The following is a 17,436-nucleotide window of genomic DNA, read 5'->3' as shown; positions in this document are numbered from 1 at the left end:
AGTTTATTTATAAGTTAGTGGTGGTATCGTCGTCGGGTATTTATAAACTACCGACGACAGGACGGCGACCAACGCCCGAGCCGTTCGTTTATAAATGTCTCCTGGTGGGTCGGGTGAGAATACCTCCAAAGCCCCACCGCGAGGGGCGCGCACACTCGTTGCGCTCCTCGGTCGCTCACTCCGTTCGCTCCCTGCGGTGCTTACGTCGTCTGCGCGCCCCTCGCGGCTGCCCCTTTGAGTCCCACCCGACCGCACCGCACAGCACCTCACGCCTCCCCAGCCTCGTCAGTCGCCTCCGCTTCGCTCCGGCGACTGACTCCCTCGCGCGTGCGACTCGCGGCCGCCGAGGGCGGCCGCTCGCAGGCGCACGCCACCGCGGCCGCTATTTATAAGCAACCGTCACTACCCTCCCGACCGTTTTGGATCGATATCCGCGGCCGGGAAACCGCTCGCGACGGCGTCGGACAAGGATAAAGAGCCGCGGGCCGGAAGGGGGGTGTATGAACGACACCGCAGGGCTCCGGCTCACGGTGCGTGCCGCCGAGAAGCGGGACGCGGGCCGGGGCATCGCCAGGCTCCCCGAGTCGGCCCGCAAGCGGCTCGCCCTCCTCAGCGGCGACACGGTCGAGGTGCGCGGCGAGCGCACCGCGGTCGCGAAGGTGTGGCCCGGCGGCCCCGACGCCGCCGACGGCTCCGTCCTCATCGACGCCGACACCCGCGCGAACGCCGGCGTGAAGGTCGGCGACACCGTCACCATCGCCCCCGTCGACGTCGCCGACGCGGACCGCGTGACGCTGACGGCCCCCGGCCGCCTCGCCGAGGTCGACGTGAGCCGCGAGGTCGTCGAGCGCGCGCTCTCCCGCGAGCTCCGCGACCGTCCCGTCACCGAGGGCGAGGCGGTCCACGTCGAGCGCCTCGGCGGCCTTCGCTTCGTCGTGGCCCGGACGGCGCCCGCGGGGACCGTCCGGATCACCGCCTCGACGGACGTGTCCGTCGAGTACGAGGGCGACGTGGGGGCCGCGAGTGACCGCGGAAGCGCACCGGCCGACGACGACCGGTCCGCGCCCGCCGCCGGCTCGGGGACCGACCTCCCCGGAGACGACGCGCGCCCGAAGGCGGGCGACTCGCCGCCCGCCGAGCATACCGCGGGCGCGACCTACGAGGACATCGGCGGCTTGGACGAGGAGTTAGAGCTGGTCCGGGAGACCATCGAGCTCCCCCTCTCCGAGCCGGAGGTGTTCACCCGGCTCGGCATCGACCCGCCGAAGGGGGTCCTCCTCCACGGCCCGCCGGGGACCGGAAAGACGCTGATCGCCCGCGCCGTCGCCAACGAGGTCGACGCGACGTTCATCACGGTGGACGGCCCGGAGATCATGTCGAAGTACAAGGGCGAGTCGGAGGAGCGGCTCCGCGAGGTGTTCGAGCGCGCGAGCGAGGACGCCCCGGCGATCGTCTTCTTCGACGAGATCGACTCGATCGCGGGCAAGCGCGACGACGGCGGCGACGTGGAGAACCGCGTCGTCGGCCAGCTGCTCTCGCTGATGGACGGGCTCGACGCCCGCGGCGACGTGATCGTCATCGGCGCGACGAACCGCGTCGACACCATCGACCCCGCGCTCCGCCGCGGCGGCCGGTTCGACCGCGAGATCGAGATCGGCGTCCCCGGCGAGTCCGGGCGCCGACAGATCCTCGACGTCCACACGCGCCGGATGCCGCTGGCGGACGACGTGGACCTCGACCGGATCGCGAGCCGCACGCACGGGTTCGTCGGCGCCGACATCGAGGGGCTCGCGCAGGAGGCGGCGATGACCGCGCTCCGTCGCGCCCGCGAGTCGGACTCGCGCGCGCTGAACGAGGTGACCGTCTCCAAGGCGGACTTCGAGGCCGCGCACGCGAGCGTCGAGCCGAGCGCGATGCGCGAGTACGTCGCCGAGCAGCCGACCACCGACTTCGCCGACGTGGGCGGCCTCGACGACGCGAAGGAGGAGCTCGAACGGGCCGTGACGTGGCCGCTGTCGTACGGCCCGCTGTTCGACGCCGCGGGCGCCGACCCCCCGACCGGCGTCCTGCTGTACGGGCCCCCGGGGACCGGGAAGACGCTGCTCGCGCGCGCCATCGCCGGCGAGAGCGGGGTCAACTACATCCAGGTGGCCGGCCCCGAACTCCTCGACCGCTACGTCGGTGAGTCGGAGAAGGCGGTCCGCGAGCTGTTCGACCGGGCCCGGCAGGCGGCGCCCGCCATCATCTTCTTCGACGAGATCGACGCGGTCGCGACCGACCGCGACGCGGCCGGCGGCGACGGCTCCGGCGTGAGCGAGCGCGTCGTCTCCCAGCTCCTGACGGAACTCGACCGCGCCAGCGACAACCCGAACCTCGTCGTCCTCGCGGCGACCAACCGGCGCGACGCGCTCGACCCCGCGCTGCTCCGCCCCGGGCGCTTGGAGACCCACGTCGAGGTGCCGGAGCCGGACCGCGAGGCGCGCCGCAAGATCCTCGAAGTCCACACCCGCGGCAAGCCGCTGACCGACGAGGTCGACCTGGAACGGGTCGCAGACGAGACGGAGGGGTACTCCGGCGCGGAGATCGCCTCGCTGACGCGGGCGGCCGCGATGCGCGCCATCGAGCGCGTGGCCGACGAGCACGGCGAGGCCGCCAACGACCACGCCGACGAGGTCGGGATCACCGGCGAGGACTTCGACGCCGCGCTCGAATCGGTCCGCCCCGAGACCGCCTGAGCGGGGCGGAACGACGGGTCGATCCGGCCTCAGTCGTCCTCGGCGGTCGCGCCCGCTTCCGTCTCGTCCTCGTCGGACGCGCCTTCGCCGGCCTCGCCGCTCCCGTGTCCGCCGTGCGCGTGGGCGTCGCCGAGCGCGCCGGCGCCGAACTCGTCGACGGGCGTGACGCTGTAATCGACCGTGAGCGTGTCCTTCGTCGCGCGGACCTTCCCCACGAACGCCGAGATCTCTTCGAGGCCGCCCTCCAACACGAACAGCTCCATACAGTACTGCGAGCCGACGTGGCTGTGGAAGTTCGAGGCGACGATCCCCTCGTCCTCGTGGCGGAGCCGCATCATCCGCTCTTCGACGTTCGTCGTCTCGTAGTTGAACAGGACCGTCACCACGGCCATCAGCGCGCGGTCCTCTAACTTCGCGTCCTCGAACTCGCCGAGGAGGTTCCGCGAGGCCTCGCGGACGACCTCGCTGCGGCCGGTGTACCCGTGTTCGTCCGCGAAGCTGTCGATCCGTTCGAGTAACTCCTCCGGCATGGAGACGCTGACGACCGTCATATATTAACTCACGCCGGCTAAGTTGTTAATCCTTGAGGTCCGGGCGGTCGCGTTCCGCTTCCCGCGCCGAACCGTCGCCGCTCTCGCCCGCGTCGCCGTTCTCGCCCGCGTCGCCGTTCTCGCCCGCGTCGCCGTTCTCGCTCGCCGCTTCCCGGTCGCCCTCGATCCGCTCGCCGAGCCACGCGTAGTGGTCGAGCAGCGCCGCCTCGCCCGCGTCGGTGAGCGCGTACACGTCGGCGATGCCCTCGGTCCGTCGGTCGAGGTAGCCGGCCTCGACGAGCGCGGTGAGGGTGCCGTAGAAGGAGCCGGGGTCGATCCGCTCGTCGTAGTGCGACTCGAGCCGGCTCTTCGCCGACTGCGCGCGCAGCTCGCCGTGGTCGTACAGGAGCGCGCAGAGGTCGCGGCGCCGGCCGCTGTGGAACCACTTCGTCATGGTCGACGCCTCGCCCCGCGGGCGGATAAATCGCTCACGACGCGTCCGCCGGCCCGCCGGCGCCGAGCGGATCGTCGGAATCGACGCGCACGTCTCCGCGGCGGTCCGCATCGCTCCCGTCGCCGCCGACCAGTTCGTCGAGCCGGCTCACGCGTCGGTCGCCGAGGACGCACCGCCCGCGCTCGTCGCGGCCGACGCGCTCGACGTGGACCGCGTCGAGGCCGGCGTTCCAGGCGGCCGCCACGTCGCTCTCGCCGTCGCCGACGTAGTAGCCGCGGCCCCGGTTCGGGTCGACGCCAAGCGACTCCATCGCGGCCTCGATCGGGTCGGGCGCCGGCTTCCACCCCGTCTCGTCGGTGCAGCAGACGACCGCGTCGAACCGGTCGTCGAGGTCGACGTGATCGAGGACCGGCTCCGCGAGGAACTCCTGGCAGTGGGTGACGAGCCCGGTCGGCCCGCCGACCTCGCCCACGCGGTCGAGCAGGCGCGCGGCGTCGTCGTGGAGGTACGTCGCCTCCGCGCGGGCCGCGGGGTCCTCGACGGCGTGGAACGCCGGCCAGAACGCGTCGGGGTCGACCCCCATCTCCCGGAGGGTCTCGGCGCGAGAGCCGCCGAGCCCGTGCCAGAGGACGCGCGCCTCGCGGTCCGAGAACTCGCGGCCCAGCCGGTCGCCGACGCGGTCGAACACCGCGCGGGTGTACTCCCACTCGGCGTCGACGAGGGTCCCGTCGAGGTCGAAGAGGTGAAAGTCGTAGTCGGCGGGGCGCATCTGTTCGCCCGTAGGCCGGGGGCGGGCAAGTGGGTTGCGGGTTCGAGTCGCGTCGTCTCCGCCCCGTCTGCCGCGCTCCCCGGCTCAGTCCCGGACGTGGACCGAGGAGCCGAGGTACTTGCGGAGGACCTCGTCGACCGAGTCGGCGTTGAAACGGGCCAGGTCCGCGGCGATCGCGTCCTTCAGCGCGTCGAGGTACGCCTCGTCGGTGCGGAGTTCGCGGAAGTCGGCGCCGACGACCGCGACGCCCGGGGCGCCCGCGAGTCCCAGTCGCTCCTCCGCCAGTCGCCGGAACGACGGCTCGTCGCCGATCTCACCGCGCCACAGCCGGTCGCGGAAGAACAGCCAGCCGTCGGTTTCAGGCTCGCTCGCGCGGATCTCCATCGTCGTTTCGAACCGGTCGGGGTCGACGCTCGCGGCGGGCGGGTCGAGCCGGACGGCGACGCTGACGACGTAGGCGGCCTCCATCCGCCGATCAGAGAACCGACCGGAGGATAAAAGTACATACCACTCGGTTGTGTCGGTCGAACCGTATGTTGAATCGACTCCGCGGCCTCGTCGGGCGCGCCTACCGGCGACACCTCCGCCGCGAGATCGACGGCGTCCCCGACCACGTCGCCGTCATTCAGGACGGGAACCGGCGGTACGCCCGCGAGCAGGGCGACGACGCGCCCGAGGGCCACCGCGCCGGCGCGGACACCACCGAGCGCGTCCTCGACTGGTGCGCCGACCTCGGGGTCTCCGAGCTCACCCTCTACGCCTTCTCCACCGAGAACTTCGAGCGCCCGGACGAGGAACTCGAACCCCTCTTCGACCTGCTTGAGCACAAGCTCCGCGAGTTCGCCGACGCCGACCGCGTCCACGAGCAGGGCGTTCGCGTCCGCGCCATCGGCGACGTGCCCCGCCTCCCGCCCCGCGTCCGCGACGCCGTCGACTACGCCGAGCGGCGCACCGCCGGCAACGACCGCTTCACGCTCAACGTCGCGCTGGCGTACGGCGGCCGGACCGAGCTGCTCGACGCCGCGCGCGCCATCGCCCGCGACGTCGACGACGGCGAGATGGCCCCCGAGGACGTCGACGTCGAGACCGTCGAGAAGCGGCTGTACGACCGGCCGATCCGCGACGTCGACCTGATCGTCCGCACCGGCGGCGACGAGCGGACCTCGAACTTCCTCCCGTGGCACGCGAACGGCAACGAGGCGGCCGTCTACTTCTGTGCGCCGTACTGGCCGGAGTTCTCCGAGGCCGACTTCCTGCGCGCGATCCGCACCTACGAGTCGCGCGAGGAGTCGTGGCAGCGCGCCCGGGCGGAGCGGGCCGCCGCGTTGGTGCGCGCGCTCGCCGAGGTGGAGTTCGCGGAGGCCCGGGCCGCCGCCTCGCGGCTCCGCGAGCGCGTCCCGCGGCTCGACGGGAGCGACCTCTCCGACGATGCCCTCGGCATCGCGGAGGGCGACGCGGGCGATCCGGTCGACGGCGACGCGCAGGACTCGCCGGGAGCCGACTAAGCGGCGTCCGGCGCGACCCCGCCCTCGTTCCGGGTCAGCAGGTACACGGCGAACGACGAGAGCCAGTGCGACCCGGCGTAGTCGTCGGTGAGCACGTCCGCGGCCCCCGCCTCGGCGTGTCGACGCGCCGCGACGTTGAGGGGCTCGTGGAGCCGGGCCGCGGCTGCGCCGTCCCGCCCCGCCAGCGCGTCGCTCAGGCCGGCGAGACACCACGCGCGGGAGACGTTGAGGCCGATGAGATGCATCGCGGCGCCGTCGCCCTCCTCCGGCTCCACGTCGACGGGCGCGAGCAGCGCGTCGTGCGGCGGCGCGGTCAGGTCCGGGAGGAACTCGTCGAGCCACGCCGCGAACGGGTCGGGGTCGAGGACGCGGCGCATGAGGTCCGCCTCCGTCAGGGCGGGCGAGAGGAAGTCCCAGCCGACCGGCTCCGCGCCGACGACCGCGGCGGTGTCGTCCGCGTAGAGGCGGCGAGCGGTCGCTTCCGTCTCCGATTCCAGATCGGCGTCGCCGACGACCCGCGCGTAGTCGAGGACGCCGGCGAGCGCGAACGCGGTGTTGCCGTGGGTGCCGACGCGGTGCGGGCGGTCGACATCGAGGAACGACTCGCGCGTCCCGCGCCGGATACGGTCCTCCAGCGGGCGGAGGGTCTCACGCCACGCGTCGGCGCGCGCGTCGTCCCACAGGGCGAGTTCGGCGACGAGCCGCAGCAGCCACGCCCAGCCGTACGGCTCCTCGAATCCGGGGTTCTCGTCGAGGTAGTCGACCTCGCGGGCGACGTTCTCGGGGGTCAGCCGCTCGTCGATGCCCGCCGCTATCTCGGCCTCGTCCGGGTGGTCGGCGACGAGCCGCAGGGCGCGCACGAGCGCCCAGTGACTGTGGACCGCCGAGTGCCAGTCGAAGCAGCCGTAGAAGACGGGGTGGTCCTCCGCGGGGCGCGGGGGCGCCTCCGACCCCTCAACGGTCCCCTGGTAGTGCGGGTACTCGGTCTCGACCCCGTCGAGCGGGTGGGCGGCCAGCGCGGTCGCGACCGCGTCGTCGAGCGCGTCTGCCCGCCCGGCGCGGAGCGCGTCCGGCGACAGCTCCTCGAATGCGTTCATACCGACGGGTCTGCGGGGCGCCTGTTCAATCGGTCGGTCGCATGCGACGAGGTGGCACGAGAGATCGGTCAAGACGCGCTATCCCGCCGGACCGCTCACGCCGGGTTCTTCCGCGTCAGGTCGCTGCCGCAGATCGGACACCGCTCCTTGTTCTCGTCGAAGGTGCGGTTGCAGCCGACGCACTGGAAGCGCCACTCCCGCTCCTCGGAGATGCCGTCGCGGGCGATGGCCTCGACCGGGAGGTCGAGCCGCTCGGCGACGTTCTGCATCGCGTAGTCGTCGGTGACGAGCGTCGCGTGAAGCTCTAAGGCGGTCGCGATCAGCCGGATGTCGGTGTCGGACAGCTCCGCGGCGTCGCCCGACCCCTTCGCGGCGCGGCGGACCCGGTCGACGGCCTCCGGCGCCGGCACGTGGACGGTCATCCCGGAGCCCTCCATCGCGTCGAAGCGGAGCGCCACCTCGCCGGTGAGCTCGTCGTGGACCGCGGGGATGGAGACCACGTCGTCGTCGGTCGTGTACTCGTGGATGAACGCGGACGAGTCGAGGACTTGCATCAGCGGGCGACGACGATGTAGTCTTTCACAGCCTGGACGTTCGCGACCGGGACGCGGAGCCGGCCCATCTCGTCGACGTCGAAGTCGACGCGCTCGGGCCTGAGCTGCTCGTGCGGGCTGACGAGGAGGTGGTTCAGCTCGCCGGAATCGAGGTTCATCGTGATGTTGTACAGGTCTCCGAGTTCGGTGCCGTCGGAGCTCATCACCGCCTTCCCGGAGAGGTTCTCCGCGAGGATGTCGACCATACCCCCACGGTCCCGGGCGACGGTATTAAACGCCACGGGGCGTCGGACGGGCGACGGACGCCGAATCGGTCGGTCCGGTTCGGTTCGGCTCGTCGCGGCGTTTTGAAAGGCTTAACTGACGGCCGGCGGAAGAGACGGTATAACCTTCTCGGGGCGATCACATATGACCGACCACACACACGCGGACACCCTGCGAACCCCCATCGTCGCCGTGCTGGGCCACGTCGACCACGGCAAGACGAGCCTGCTCGACACGATCCGCGGCTCCGCCGTCAGCGAGGGCGAGGCCGGCGCGATCACCCAACACATCGGGGCGACGGACATCCCGCTCGACACCATCTCCGGGATGGCGGGCGAGCTCATCGACCCGTCCGACTTCGACCTCCCCGGACTCCTCTTCATCGACACGCCGGGGCACCACTCCTTCTCGACGCTGCGCGCCCGCGGCGGCGCGCTGGCCGACATCGCGGTGCTCGTCGTCGACGTCAACGACGGGTTCCAGCCGCAGACGGAGGAGGCGATAGACATCCTCCGCCGGACGGGGACCCCCTTCGTCGTCGCGGCCAACAAGGTGGACACGACCCCCGGGTGGAACCCGCAGGACGGCGAACCGATCCAGCGGAGCATGGAGGCGCAGTCCGAGCGCGCGAAGTCGATGCTCGACGAGAACCTCTACGAGATCATCGGACAGCTGTCCGACGCCGGCTTCTCCGCGGACCTCTACTGGCGCGTTCAGGACTTCCAGAAGAACATCGGCGTCGTCCCGCTGTCGGCGCTCACCGGCGAGGGCGTCCCGGACCTGCTCACCGTCCTGATGGGCCTCTCCCAGCGGTTCATGAAAGAGGAGATGGCGATCGACGTCACGGGGCCCGGCGAGGGGACGGTCCTCGAAGTGAAAGACGAGCGCGGCTTCGGCGCCACCGTCGACACGGTCGTCTACGACGGCGTGATCCGCAACGGCGACCAGATCGTCGTCGGGGGCCAAGACGAGCCGATCGTCACCGAGGTCCGCGCGCTGCTCCGGCCGCGGCCGCTCGCGGAGATCCGCACGGAGAAGGAGTTCGAGAAGGTCGGCGAGGTCGCCGCCGCGGCCGGCGTGAAGATCGCCGCGCCCGACCTCGACCAGGCCATGGCGGGCGCGCCGGTCCGGGTCGTCCGCGACCGCACCGTCGATCAGGTCGTCGAGGAGGTGAAGGCGGAGCTCGCCGAGATCGAGGTCGAGACGGCCGACAACGGCGTCGTCGTCAAGGCCGACACGCTCGGCTCCTTAGAGGCGATGGCGAACGCCCTCCGCGAGGCCGAGGTCCCGATCCTCCGCGCCGAGGTCGGCGACATCGCGCCGCGCGACATCGCGGTCGCAGAGACCGCGAACCAGGACGAGCACAAGGCCATCCTCGGGTTCAACGTTGACCTCCTCCAGAACGCGGAGTCCGACTTAGAGAACGCGGACGTGAAGCTGTTCAAGAACGAGGTCATCTACCAGTTGGTCGAGGACTACGAGCGCTACGTCGAGGAGAAGCAGCGCGCGCAACAGGAGACGGTGCTGGACAAGGTCGTGCGCCCCGCCCGCTTCCGCATCCTCCCCGACCACACGTTCCGGCAGAACGACCCCGCGGTCGTCGGCGTCGAGATCATCTCCGGCACGCTCCAGAACAACCGCAACGTCGGCTTCTTCGAGGGCAACGAGTTCGAGCGCGTCGGCGGGCTCTCCGGCATTCAAAAGCAGGGCGACGACGTCGACGAGGCGCGCTCGGGCGAGCGCGTCAGCATCGCCATCGACGGGCCGACCGTCGGGCGCGACATCGAGGAGGGCGACACGCTCTGGACCGAGGTGCCCGAGAAGCACGCGAAGATCCTCGAACAGGAGTTAAAAGAGGAGATCACCGCCGACGAGCGCGAGGCGCTTCAGGGGTACTTGGAGACGCGCCGGAAGCGGGACCCGTTCTGGGGGAAGTAGATGCTGTATGAATCTAACTGTCTACACAATTTGGGAGAAAGTCAGACTAGTCTCAAAAATATGTAACCACATACAGATACCACTGTCAGTGCTAGTCCTGATGTGTACCTACCTCCTACTGGATGGATCTCTGTTCCCGAGACGTAGATAGTGTATACGGGTTTAGTCAGTCAGCTTTATTTAACCAACATACAACACTTGCTACATGGTTGTGGTTGAAGCTGTTTGGTTAGGCAGCTCATCTCTTTCCCTTCTGGCCCTTGGGTTCCTCGGCTGTTGTTGTGGGGGTCAACAGCAACAACAACAACAAATCCTGAACGTTAACGGCGACACCGAAGAGCCAAAAAGAGTCTGTCCCGAATGTGGAATGGAAAACCCAAAAGACGCGTCATTCTGCGGTGATTGTGGCTTCTCATTCAGCAGAGGAGGGGATGAAGATGAGTAGTGATTCAGATAAGTCTGTGCTTGAAGAAGCAGTTAATGATGTTATAGATGACGATGAAGATTTTGATCCAGATGAGGTATCCGAGCTAAAGGGTGTACTGCTTGGAGCGGGGATAGCCGTTATTTTTGGAGGCATATTAGGAGCACTCCTGAACATGTCAGAGCCGATCTCTGGATTTGTAGGAGGTGCAACACTGTTTGCTATTTTGGGCGCTATAGTGGTAGTCGCTATCGCTAGCGATGGCGAGATCGGGAATCTTCAACAGCAGCAACAACAACTTGGAGACAATTCACAACCAACGGTAGTTTGTACAAATTGTGGATGGAAAAATCCTAAAAGTAACAACTACTGCCACGATTGCGGTGAGTCATTAGAGGACTAACGATGTCTGCTGTTCTTGAGAAAGTATTCCGATTATCTCAACTACTTCGTTCTTATCCTTTCTGTCACTCTCGGCCCGAACGCTCTTTTTGCTACCATGGGCGATACTTTGGATTGTGTGCCAGATGTACGACGATGTATCTTGGTGGCCTACTAACGATTCTTGCTTTCCCAGCATGGAACCATCTCTTATCACCTTTCCAGACCTTCGCGATAGGTGCCGTGTGTCTCTTTCCAGGTGGTATCGACGGTACTACTCAGATGTTTGGCAACCGAGAGAGTAACAACACATTGCGGGCAATTACGGGATTTTTTCTCGGTATAGGCGTTGTGTTGTTCCTTCATGGCTGTTCTTTTCAGATATTTTAGCACACAAAAATTTCTGATGGATTCTAGCATACTGCTATGCTCTAGGTGCGAGTGCGCGTGAGATGGCCTAGGCTTCGAGTAGCGCCCAAAAAGTCCCGCAAATCCGAAATCGGATTAGCCGCGAGTGTGCCACCACCGAAAGTCCAAAAACATAGGCGTCAGCGTCTCAACACTAGCGTGGAGAGTGGAACTCAGCACTATTGAGCCACCTGACAATCAATAGGATAAGAGAAAGGATATGCGTTAAATATTGCCAGACTCTTATTCACTTCGATAAACTAATACTTGATCTTCTAAACTCTCTGGAGTTCTTGGATAATTATCGGCCGCAGATTGTAGTTCGGAAACAGCTTCTTGTTGTAATTGTTTTGCTTCAGGAACATCATCCTCAAAATCTGCGTCATTATCAAGGTATATTTTACACTCTTCCTCGAATTTAGCGGCAGAATTTATTAGATGTTTTACTGAAGTGATGCCATTCTCAATTGATTGATGAAACAGATCGGAATGGTCAATATCACACTGATTAACGAATTTTTGTGTGTAGTTCCAACCTCCGTCACTCCCCTCCCATTCTGTAGACCGTGATTCTAAATTCGAGTTGAGTGCTTCTTGTGCTTCCTGAAATTTTTCTAAAGCATCATGAAACCAGCTATTATACATATCGTATAGCGCGCTGTTATCGTAATGGATCAGAGTAATGAGAACGTCACCACCTTCTTGTTCTTCTAATATCAGCCCGTCTGGAGTATTTGCATCAACACCCTCCTCTTTACTAGCATAAAGCCCCTCGCTATCAATCATTGGTCCTATCACTTCTTGTCCGCTTTTTAGTCCGTCATAGGACCCCTTGTATAATCTTAAGGCCGCTTCAGTTCGCTTCTCATCTCCCTCATAAGTGTTACACATTTGAGAGGAGGCTTCAGCTCGTTCATTACTCTGGTTAATTTCTTTTGTAGGAGTGTGTTCGGAATTGTTGGAACTTTTCCCCACACACCCCCCGAGAAGTAATAGTGATCCAGAGACGACTTCTCGTCGTGTGATAGTCATGTACTTGGATTGAAGACAATCCAGTTTAGTGATTATGGTCCACGTCTATTCTGTTGACTCCGCAGACAACGCGAGGTTTTGTGCTGAATACGGATTATCAATCTCTAGTGATGATGGGACATCACACACAGAGTCCTGAGGAAGGTCATTTTTAGAGGGTAAAAGTCATTTCCCAACAATCATTTTTCCCTGACTCCTATTCAAAGATAGAATACCAGTCCACCAATCCGGCCGCAGTCATCAAATTCAACAGAGTGCTACCAACAGATCATTAGATGGCTTGATTCACCCGTACAACAGAATGATTACGGCGACGAACGCCAGCTCCCCGCCGACGAGCAGCGCGGCGAGCAGCCACGTCCGGTAGGTCCACAGCCAGTCGCGGGCGTCCGCGAACCGGTTCTCGCTCCCCGACTCCGACTCGCCGCGGTACGCGGGGTCGACCCGCCAGCCGGTCTCCGGGTCGTACGTCGCGGGGACGCGGGTCCCGACCAGTTCGTCGACGTCGAGCGGTGAGACGCCCGCTGCCTCCAGAAAGTCGAGGAACGCCTCGGACTCCTGAAGCGACCCGTCTCGGGGGGCGTCGAACCGCTCGGTGTGCGTCGCGTCGCCGTGGGGCGGGCGCATCTCGACGGCGACGCGGTCGCCGACGGAGCGCACGCGCGTGACGATCAGCGCGTTCTCCTCGTCGTTGAGGTACGCCTCGCGGAGCCGGCGCTTCACCGCCTCGTCGACGCCGGCGTCGTCGAGGTCGTCGGGGAGGGGGTCGGCGTCGTCCGAGATCGGATCGCCGTCGACGTCGTCGGTGCTTTCGCGGTCGGCGGTCGTCGAGACGCGCTCGTCGCCGCCGGATCGGTCCGCCATCGATCCGAGGTTGGCGACGCGCTCTGATAAGGTCATGGCCCTCCCCGAACGCCATACGTGACCGGTGGCGCTGCGAACGACTTTACAACCGCGCTTGGCGAAGCCGCAGCCGCTCGGCTGTACGAAGGTGGCGCTTATAAATCGGTGATCGACACGAACACCGCCGAAGCCCCAACCGCTCGGCTGTACGAAGGTGGCGCTTATAAATCGGTGATCGACACGAACGCCGCCGAAGCCCCAGCCGCTCAGCTGTACGAAGGTGGCGCTTATAAATCGGTGATCGACACGAACACCGCCGAAGCCCCAGCCGGGAGGACTCGCGCGACTCGCTGCGCTCCTCAGTCGCTCACTCCGTTCGCTCCTTGCGGTGCTTACGTCGTCGTGCTTCGTCCTCCCGGCTGCCCCTTCGAGTCCCACCCCGCACCGCACGGCACCGCACCTTCACGCCTCCCCAGCCTCGTCAGTCGCCCTCGCTGCGCTTCGGGCGACTGACTCCCTCGCGCGTGCGACTCGCGCCCTGTCGGGCGCTCGTCGGCACGCGCCACCGCACTTCGACTGTTAGCCGCTCACTGGAGCCGGTAGCGGAGGATCGCCGCGATGCCGCCGAGGTTGGCGAGCTGCTCGCCGGGAGCGAACTCCGAGGAGAAGACGACCACGTCTCCGCCCTGTTGCTCGACCGACTCGATCACCGCGTTCACGTCGATGTCCCAGTCGCCGTCGCCCTGCCGCTCCGTGCGGAGGCGCTCGTCGACGACGAGCAGCGTCTCGACCGCGCCGAACTCGGCGGCCTCGGCGGTGTCGTCCGGGCCGTACGTCGCCTTCTCGCCTTTGGCGATGTTCTCCGTCAGCTCGTCGATGAGGCTCGCCTCCTTCGAGATGCGCGTCTCCTTTTGTACCTCGTCGACCGCGCCGCGCTTGAGGACCTCGTGGACGCCCCGGTCGCCCGCCGCGGAGGTGTCGACGGTGGTGATCCGGTCCGAGAGGTCGCGGTACTCCTCGTCGACGTAGTCGCGCGCGTCGTTCTTCGTGAACCCCGGGCCGGCGAGGATGACGGCGTCGGCGTCGAGGTGCGCGAGCGCCTCGCCCAGCTCCGCGAACAGCTCCTCGCGCGGCCGGGAGAACTCCCCCTTGCCGGTCGGCTTCGTGAACGAGGCGTACTCCTCGGTGCCGTACTGCTGGACCGTGTGGACGTAGGCGGCCCCCTCCTCGACGGTGGCGATGGCCACGTCGGGGTTCTCGGCGGCCTCCGTCGCCTCCTCTAACCGCTCGGTCTGGTCCGGCTTGAAGTGCTTCTCGACGGTTATCTCGTCGTGCTCCTCCACGTTGAGCGTGTGGTGGGCGTTGAGCTGGTCCTCCCGCGAGCAGCCGACGATTATCCCGGAGACCCGGAGCCGGTTGGCGAACCGCGCGAACTCGACGTCCTCGACCTCCAGCGTGACGAAGATGTGCTCGCGCTGCCCGCCGGTGTCCCGCATCTGGTCGTCGTTCCGCTGGATCCGCCGGGTGGTGTCGCCCTCGACGAGGTCCCCGGGTTCGAGGACGTGCGCGAGGTGCCAGAGGTCGTCGACGTTCTCGGGGACCAGCGTGAGCCGTTCCCGGCCCTCCTCGCCGTACCCCCGCTCGGAGATGCGCATGCCCGGGCGTTCGCTCGCGGCCGTATCAACGCTTGCCTTCCGCGTCGGCGAGCGACGGCCCCCACTCGAAGCCGCCGACCGGATCGCCGTCCGATTCGGCGCCGCCGGCGTCGTCCGCGTCGCCCGCGTCGTCCCCGCCGGTGGCGCCAGCCTCGTCGACGGGAACCCCGCGGCCGACCTGAACCGGGGCGGGCGGCTCGCCCCGCATCGGCCGCCCGCCGTCGCCCGACACGACGGGGACCGGAGGGTCGTCGCGCGCGCGACCGATCTCCCGGGTCGCGTCGGCAACACGAGCCGCGCCCGCGCCGCTGGTCGCATCCGTGCGGCGAGTCGCATCCGCGCGGCGAGCCGTTCGGCTCCCGGTGCGTGCGGCGTCGCGGTCCGTTCGGACCGCCGGCCGCACCGCGGCGTCCCGAGCCGATCCCTCCCGCAGCGCGCCCGCCGCGCCCCGTCCGTAGAGCCCGTGCGCGACGACGCGGGCGAGGAAGGCGAGCGCGACGCCGACGATCAGGGGCACCGTCGGCGCCGCGACGGCGTAGCCGACCGCGAGCGCCCCGACCGCGAGCGTCCAGCCGGTGGCGTACGAGCCAGTCGCGGCGACGCTAGCCACAGTCCGCGGGCTCAGCCCGTCCCTGAGCCGCCCGGACGCGGCGAACGCGGCGAGCGCGGCGGGGCGGACGTACGCGAACGAGAGGAGGTACGCCCCGACGAGCGCGGCGACGACGCCGGCGGCGACGACCGCGACGGCGGCCGGGCCGTTCGGACCGAGCGCCGACTCGACGGCGGTCGCGGTCGACTCCGGATCGACGGGACCGGCGACGAGCGCCGCGACGGCGCCGCCCCCGACCGCGAGGCCGCCCGCGAGCGGCGCGAGCAGCGCCGCCGACAGCAGCGCCGACTTGAGGCCGTCCCTGACCAGCTCCCCCCAGGCGACGAGCGACGGCGCGCCGGCCGCGTCGCCGGACTGGATCGCGCCCCGCGTCACGCGGACGAAGTAGCCGCGCGCGACGAGCGACGGCGCGAACGCGATCGGGGCCGCGACGGCGATAGCCGGGCTGACGAAGAGGACGCCGACGAGCCACAGCGCCGTGAGGATCCAGCCCAGCAGGGTCACCGACCCGCCGACGAGGACGACGCCCGCGGTGTCGTCGGTTCGCGTCAGCGCCGTCGCGGCCGCGGTGAGCATGTGACTCGACACAGGAACGGGAGCCGCATAAATGATACCCGGGCCCGAGCGTTTATATCACTCCGCGGACTATAGCCAGTCGGCCGCGCGGGACAATCGTGTGCCTCTGACAACCCAACCGCGGCCGCCACTCGGCGGTCGCCCCCGTCCGCGGCTTTCGACCGATCTCTCCTCCGCCAGACGCGTCGCCATCTCGTGCCGGTACCGATTTATCCCGCCCCGCCGACGGATCGGGTATGACCGGCGACGAGCGGACGGCCGATCTGGAGCCGGAACTCAGGAGCTACGGCGTCAGCGTCGAGTCCATCGACGGGGGCGACCCGCTGGAGCTGACGTACATGACCGCGTTCCCCGGCCGCGAGATCCACCGCGGCGAGATCGGGCGCGCGCTCAACGCGCTCATCGAGCAGGCCGAGGCCGACGAGTGGGACCCCGTCCGCGTCGAGGGGACGGTCGTGCGGTCCCCCGGCGACGTCCTCGGCACGTGGCGCGCCGAGGCCGAGTGGTTCGAGGCGCTCGCGAGCTACGAAATCTCCGAGACGGAGTTCTCGGCCCGCGTGCTGGACACCGTCAGCCACGAGACCGGGGCCGGAGACGAGGACGACGACAGATCCGAGACCGACCCGGAGGCCGACCGGTGACCCGCCGCGATCCGGTCAACCGCGCGCAGCGCCGGCTCGCGCGCCCGGCCCGCGAGCGGTTCGCCACCCGCGCGGTCGCGTTCGACGTCGACGGCGCGACCTGCCGCGGGACGCTGTACCTACCCGGCGGCGACGCGGACGACCCGCCGGTCGTCGTGATGGCGCCCGGCCTCGGGGCGGAGCGCACCTCCGGCTACCCCGCCGTCGCGGAGCGGTTCGCGGACGCGGGCTACGCCGCGCTCCTCTTCGACCACCCGGAGTTCGGCGCCTCCGACGGCGACTCGCAGCACGTCGACCTCGACCGCCAGCGCGCTGCGTACGCGGCCGCGATCGACCGTGCGAAGCGCGTCGACGACGCCGGCGACGACCTCGTGCTGTGGGGCGCGTCGCTGTCGGCCGGACACGTCCTGACGCTCGCCGCCGAGCGCCGCGACGTCGACGCCGTCGTGGGGCTCGTCCCGATGCTCGACGGCCGAGCGATCGCCCTCCGGCGCGGCGGGCGGTACCTCCTCCGCTCCGGCGCCGCCGGCCTCCGCGACCTGCTCGGGCACCGGATCGGTCGCGGGCGAACGGTCCCGATCGTCGGCGACCCCGAGGAGTGCGCGGCGATCACGGAGCCGGGGGCCGAACGGAAGTACATCGACCTGGTCGACCGCGAGTCGGCGTGGCGCAACGAGACGCCCGCGCGGTCGCTGCTGGGACTCGTCGGCTACCGGCCCGTGACGCGGATCGACGAGATCGACGCGCCGACGCTGCTGCTCGCGGGGACCGACGACGCGATTGTCGACGCGGAGTCGGTCGCCGCCGCCGGGAAATCCCTCTCCCGCGGGACGGTCGTCACCATGCCCGCGGACCACTTCTCGGTGCTCGGCGAGGATTTCGAGGGCGCGATCGGCCACCAGCTCTCCTTCTTGCGCGACGCGCTGGAATGACCCGGCGCGGCGTCGCCCTCGCCCGCGGGGCGAACGCCCTCCCGGCCGCCCGCGCGACCGCTTAAGTGCGCCCGTGACGCAGTTCGCG

General features: G+C 67.9%; 19 protein-coding genes. 8 read left to right on the top strand and 11 right to left on the bottom strand.

Annotation, left to right across the window (positions count from 1 at the left end):
* Positions 1–500 precede the first annotated feature (500 nt).
* Positions 501–2,735, top strand: coding sequence for an AAA family ATPase (locus tag DVK07_RS04670; RefSeq protein WP_121595980.1), 2,235 nt, complete (start codon positions 501–503; stop codon positions 2,733–2,735).
* A gap of 29 nt (positions 2,736–2,764) precedes the next feature.
* On the opposite strand, the gene DVK07_RS04665 is transcribed toward DVK07_RS04670, so the two are convergent.
* From DVK07_RS04665 to lwrS, 4 genes are all read right to left on the bottom strand, one after another.
* Entirely contained in the window at positions 2,765–3,286 is a 522-nt protein-coding gene (locus DVK07_RS04665) for a CopG family ribbon-helix-helix protein (protein WP_121595979.1), read from the bottom strand.
* 25 nt (positions 3,287–3,311) lie between these two features.
* Positions 3,312–3,719, bottom strand: coding sequence for a PadR family transcriptional regulator (locus tag DVK07_RS04660; RefSeq protein WP_121595978.1), 408 nt, complete (start codon positions 3,717–3,719; stop codon positions 3,312–3,314).
* Between the two features lie 34 nt (positions 3,720–3,753).
* Positions 3,754–4,488, bottom strand: a complete 735-nt coding sequence (locus DVK07_RS04655) for an HAD family hydrolase (protein ID WP_121595977.1) — start codon at positions 4,486–4,488, stop codon at positions 3,754–3,756.
* A gap of 84 nt (positions 4,489–4,572) precedes the next feature.
* Complete coding sequence (gene lwrS, locus DVK07_RS04650) at positions 4,573–4,956, bottom strand: LWR-salt protein (protein ID WP_121595976.1); 384 nt, start codon at positions 4,954–4,956, stop codon at positions 4,573–4,575.
* A 65-nt stretch (positions 4,957–5,021) separates the two neighbouring features.
* Between lwrS and uppS the strand changes: the two genes are divergently transcribed.
* A complete protein-coding gene (uppS, locus tag DVK07_RS04645) occupies positions 5,022–5,993 on the top strand; it encodes a polyprenyl diphosphate synthase (protein WP_121595975.1) in 972 nt (323 codons plus the stop codon).
* Here uppS and DVK07_RS04640 read toward each other — a convergent pair.
* The 3 genes from DVK07_RS04640 to DVK07_RS04630 form a co-directional block, all read right to left on the bottom strand.
* On the bottom strand, positions 5,990–7,090 hold the full coding sequence (locus tag DVK07_RS04640) for a DUF2891 domain-containing protein (RefSeq protein ID WP_121595974.1): 1,101 nt from the start codon (positions 7,088–7,090) through the stop codon (positions 5,990–5,992). The two genes, uppS and DVK07_RS04640, sit on opposite strands and share 4 nt — an antisense overlap.
* 95 nt (positions 7,091–7,185) lie before the next feature.
* Entirely contained in the window at positions 7,186–7,644 is a 459-nt protein-coding gene (locus DVK07_RS04635; RefSeq protein WP_007345155.1) for an NOB1 family endonuclease, read from the bottom strand.
* A complete protein-coding gene (locus tag DVK07_RS04630) occupies positions 7,644–7,889 on the bottom strand; it encodes a PRC-barrel domain-containing protein (protein WP_004596644.1) in 246 nt (81 codons plus the stop codon). Before DVK07_RS04630 ends, DVK07_RS04635 begins: the two co-directional genes overlap by 1 nt.
* Before the next feature lie 163 nt (positions 7,890–8,052).
* Here DVK07_RS04630 and infB point away from each other — a divergent pair, with 163 nt between their 5' ends.
* From infB to DVK07_RS24315, 4 genes are all read left to right on the top strand, one after another.
* Complete coding sequence (infB, locus tag DVK07_RS04625; RefSeq protein ID WP_121595973.1) at positions 8,053–9,846, top strand: translation initiation factor IF-2; 1,794 nt, start codon at positions 8,053–8,055, stop codon at positions 9,844–9,846.
* Between the two features lie 205 nt (positions 9,847–10,051).
* Positions 10,052–10,291 carry a zinc-ribbon domain-containing protein gene (locus DVK07_RS04620; protein WP_121595972.1) on the top strand — a complete coding sequence of 80 codons (240 nt, stop codon included), beginning with the start codon at positions 10,052–10,054 and terminating at the stop codon, positions 10,289–10,291.
* Positions 10,284–10,673 carry a zinc-ribbon domain-containing protein gene (locus tag DVK07_RS22030; protein WP_147441076.1) on the top strand — a complete coding sequence of 130 codons (390 nt, stop codon included), beginning with the start codon at positions 10,284–10,286 and terminating at the stop codon, positions 10,671–10,673. The genes DVK07_RS04620 and DVK07_RS22030 overlap by 8 nt, the downstream gene beginning before the upstream one ends.
* 2 nt (positions 10,674–10,675) lie before the next feature.
* Complete coding sequence (locus DVK07_RS24315; RefSeq protein WP_121595971.1) at positions 10,676–11,041, top strand: DUF2085 domain-containing protein; 366 nt, start codon at positions 10,676–10,678, stop codon at positions 11,039–11,041.
* Positions 11,042–11,302: 261 nt separating this feature from the next.
* On the opposite strand, the gene DVK07_RS22025 is transcribed toward DVK07_RS24315, so the two are convergent.
* The 4 genes from DVK07_RS22025 to DVK07_RS04600 form a co-directional block, all read right to left on the bottom strand.
* Positions 11,303–12,091 (bottom strand): hypothetical protein, encoded by a 789-nt coding sequence (locus tag DVK07_RS22025; RefSeq protein WP_147441075.1) that lies wholly within the window; start codon positions 12,089–12,091, stop codon positions 11,303–11,305.
* A 285-nt stretch (positions 12,092–12,376) separates the two neighbouring features.
* The gene (locus DVK07_RS04610; protein WP_121595970.1) at positions 12,377–12,955 is read right to left on the bottom strand and encodes a hypothetical protein; all 579 of its coding nucleotides are present in this window, start codon (positions 12,953–12,955) and stop codon (positions 12,377–12,379) included.
* Positions 12,956–13,521: 566 nt separating this feature from the next.
* Entirely contained in the window at positions 13,522–14,589 is a 1,068-nt protein-coding gene (locus DVK07_RS04605; RefSeq protein WP_121595969.1) for an mRNA surveillance protein pelota, read from the bottom strand.
* 25 nt (positions 14,590–14,614) lie between these two features.
* A complete protein-coding gene (locus tag DVK07_RS04600; protein WP_121595968.1) occupies positions 14,615–15,775 on the bottom strand; it encodes a DUF4013 domain-containing protein in 1,161 nt (386 codons plus the stop codon).
* Positions 15,776–16,011: 236 nt separating this feature from the next.
* Between DVK07_RS04600 and DVK07_RS04595 the strand changes: the two genes are divergently transcribed.
* Both DVK07_RS04595 and DVK07_RS04590 read left to right on the top strand, forming a co-directional pair.
* Positions 16,012–16,416, top strand: a complete 405-nt coding sequence (locus DVK07_RS04595; protein WP_121595967.1) for a hypothetical protein — start codon at positions 16,012–16,014, stop codon at positions 16,414–16,416.
* Positions 16,413–17,348: an alpha/beta hydrolase gene (locus DVK07_RS04590; RefSeq protein WP_121595966.1), complete on the top strand. Its 936-nt coding sequence runs from the start codon at positions 16,413–16,415 to the stop codon at positions 17,346–17,348. The genes DVK07_RS04595 and DVK07_RS04590 overlap by 4 nt, the downstream gene beginning before the upstream one ends.
* Positions 17,349–17,436 lie beyond the last annotated feature (88 nt).

Origin of the sequence: Halorubrum sp. Atlit-26R, from assembly GCF_003666015.1 — an archaeon.
Lineage (GTDB): Archaea > Halobacteriota > Halobacteria > Halobacteriales > Haloferacaceae > Halorubrum.
Note: the sequence above shows the minus strand (reverse complement) of the source record. Positions and strands in the feature narration are given on the sequence as shown.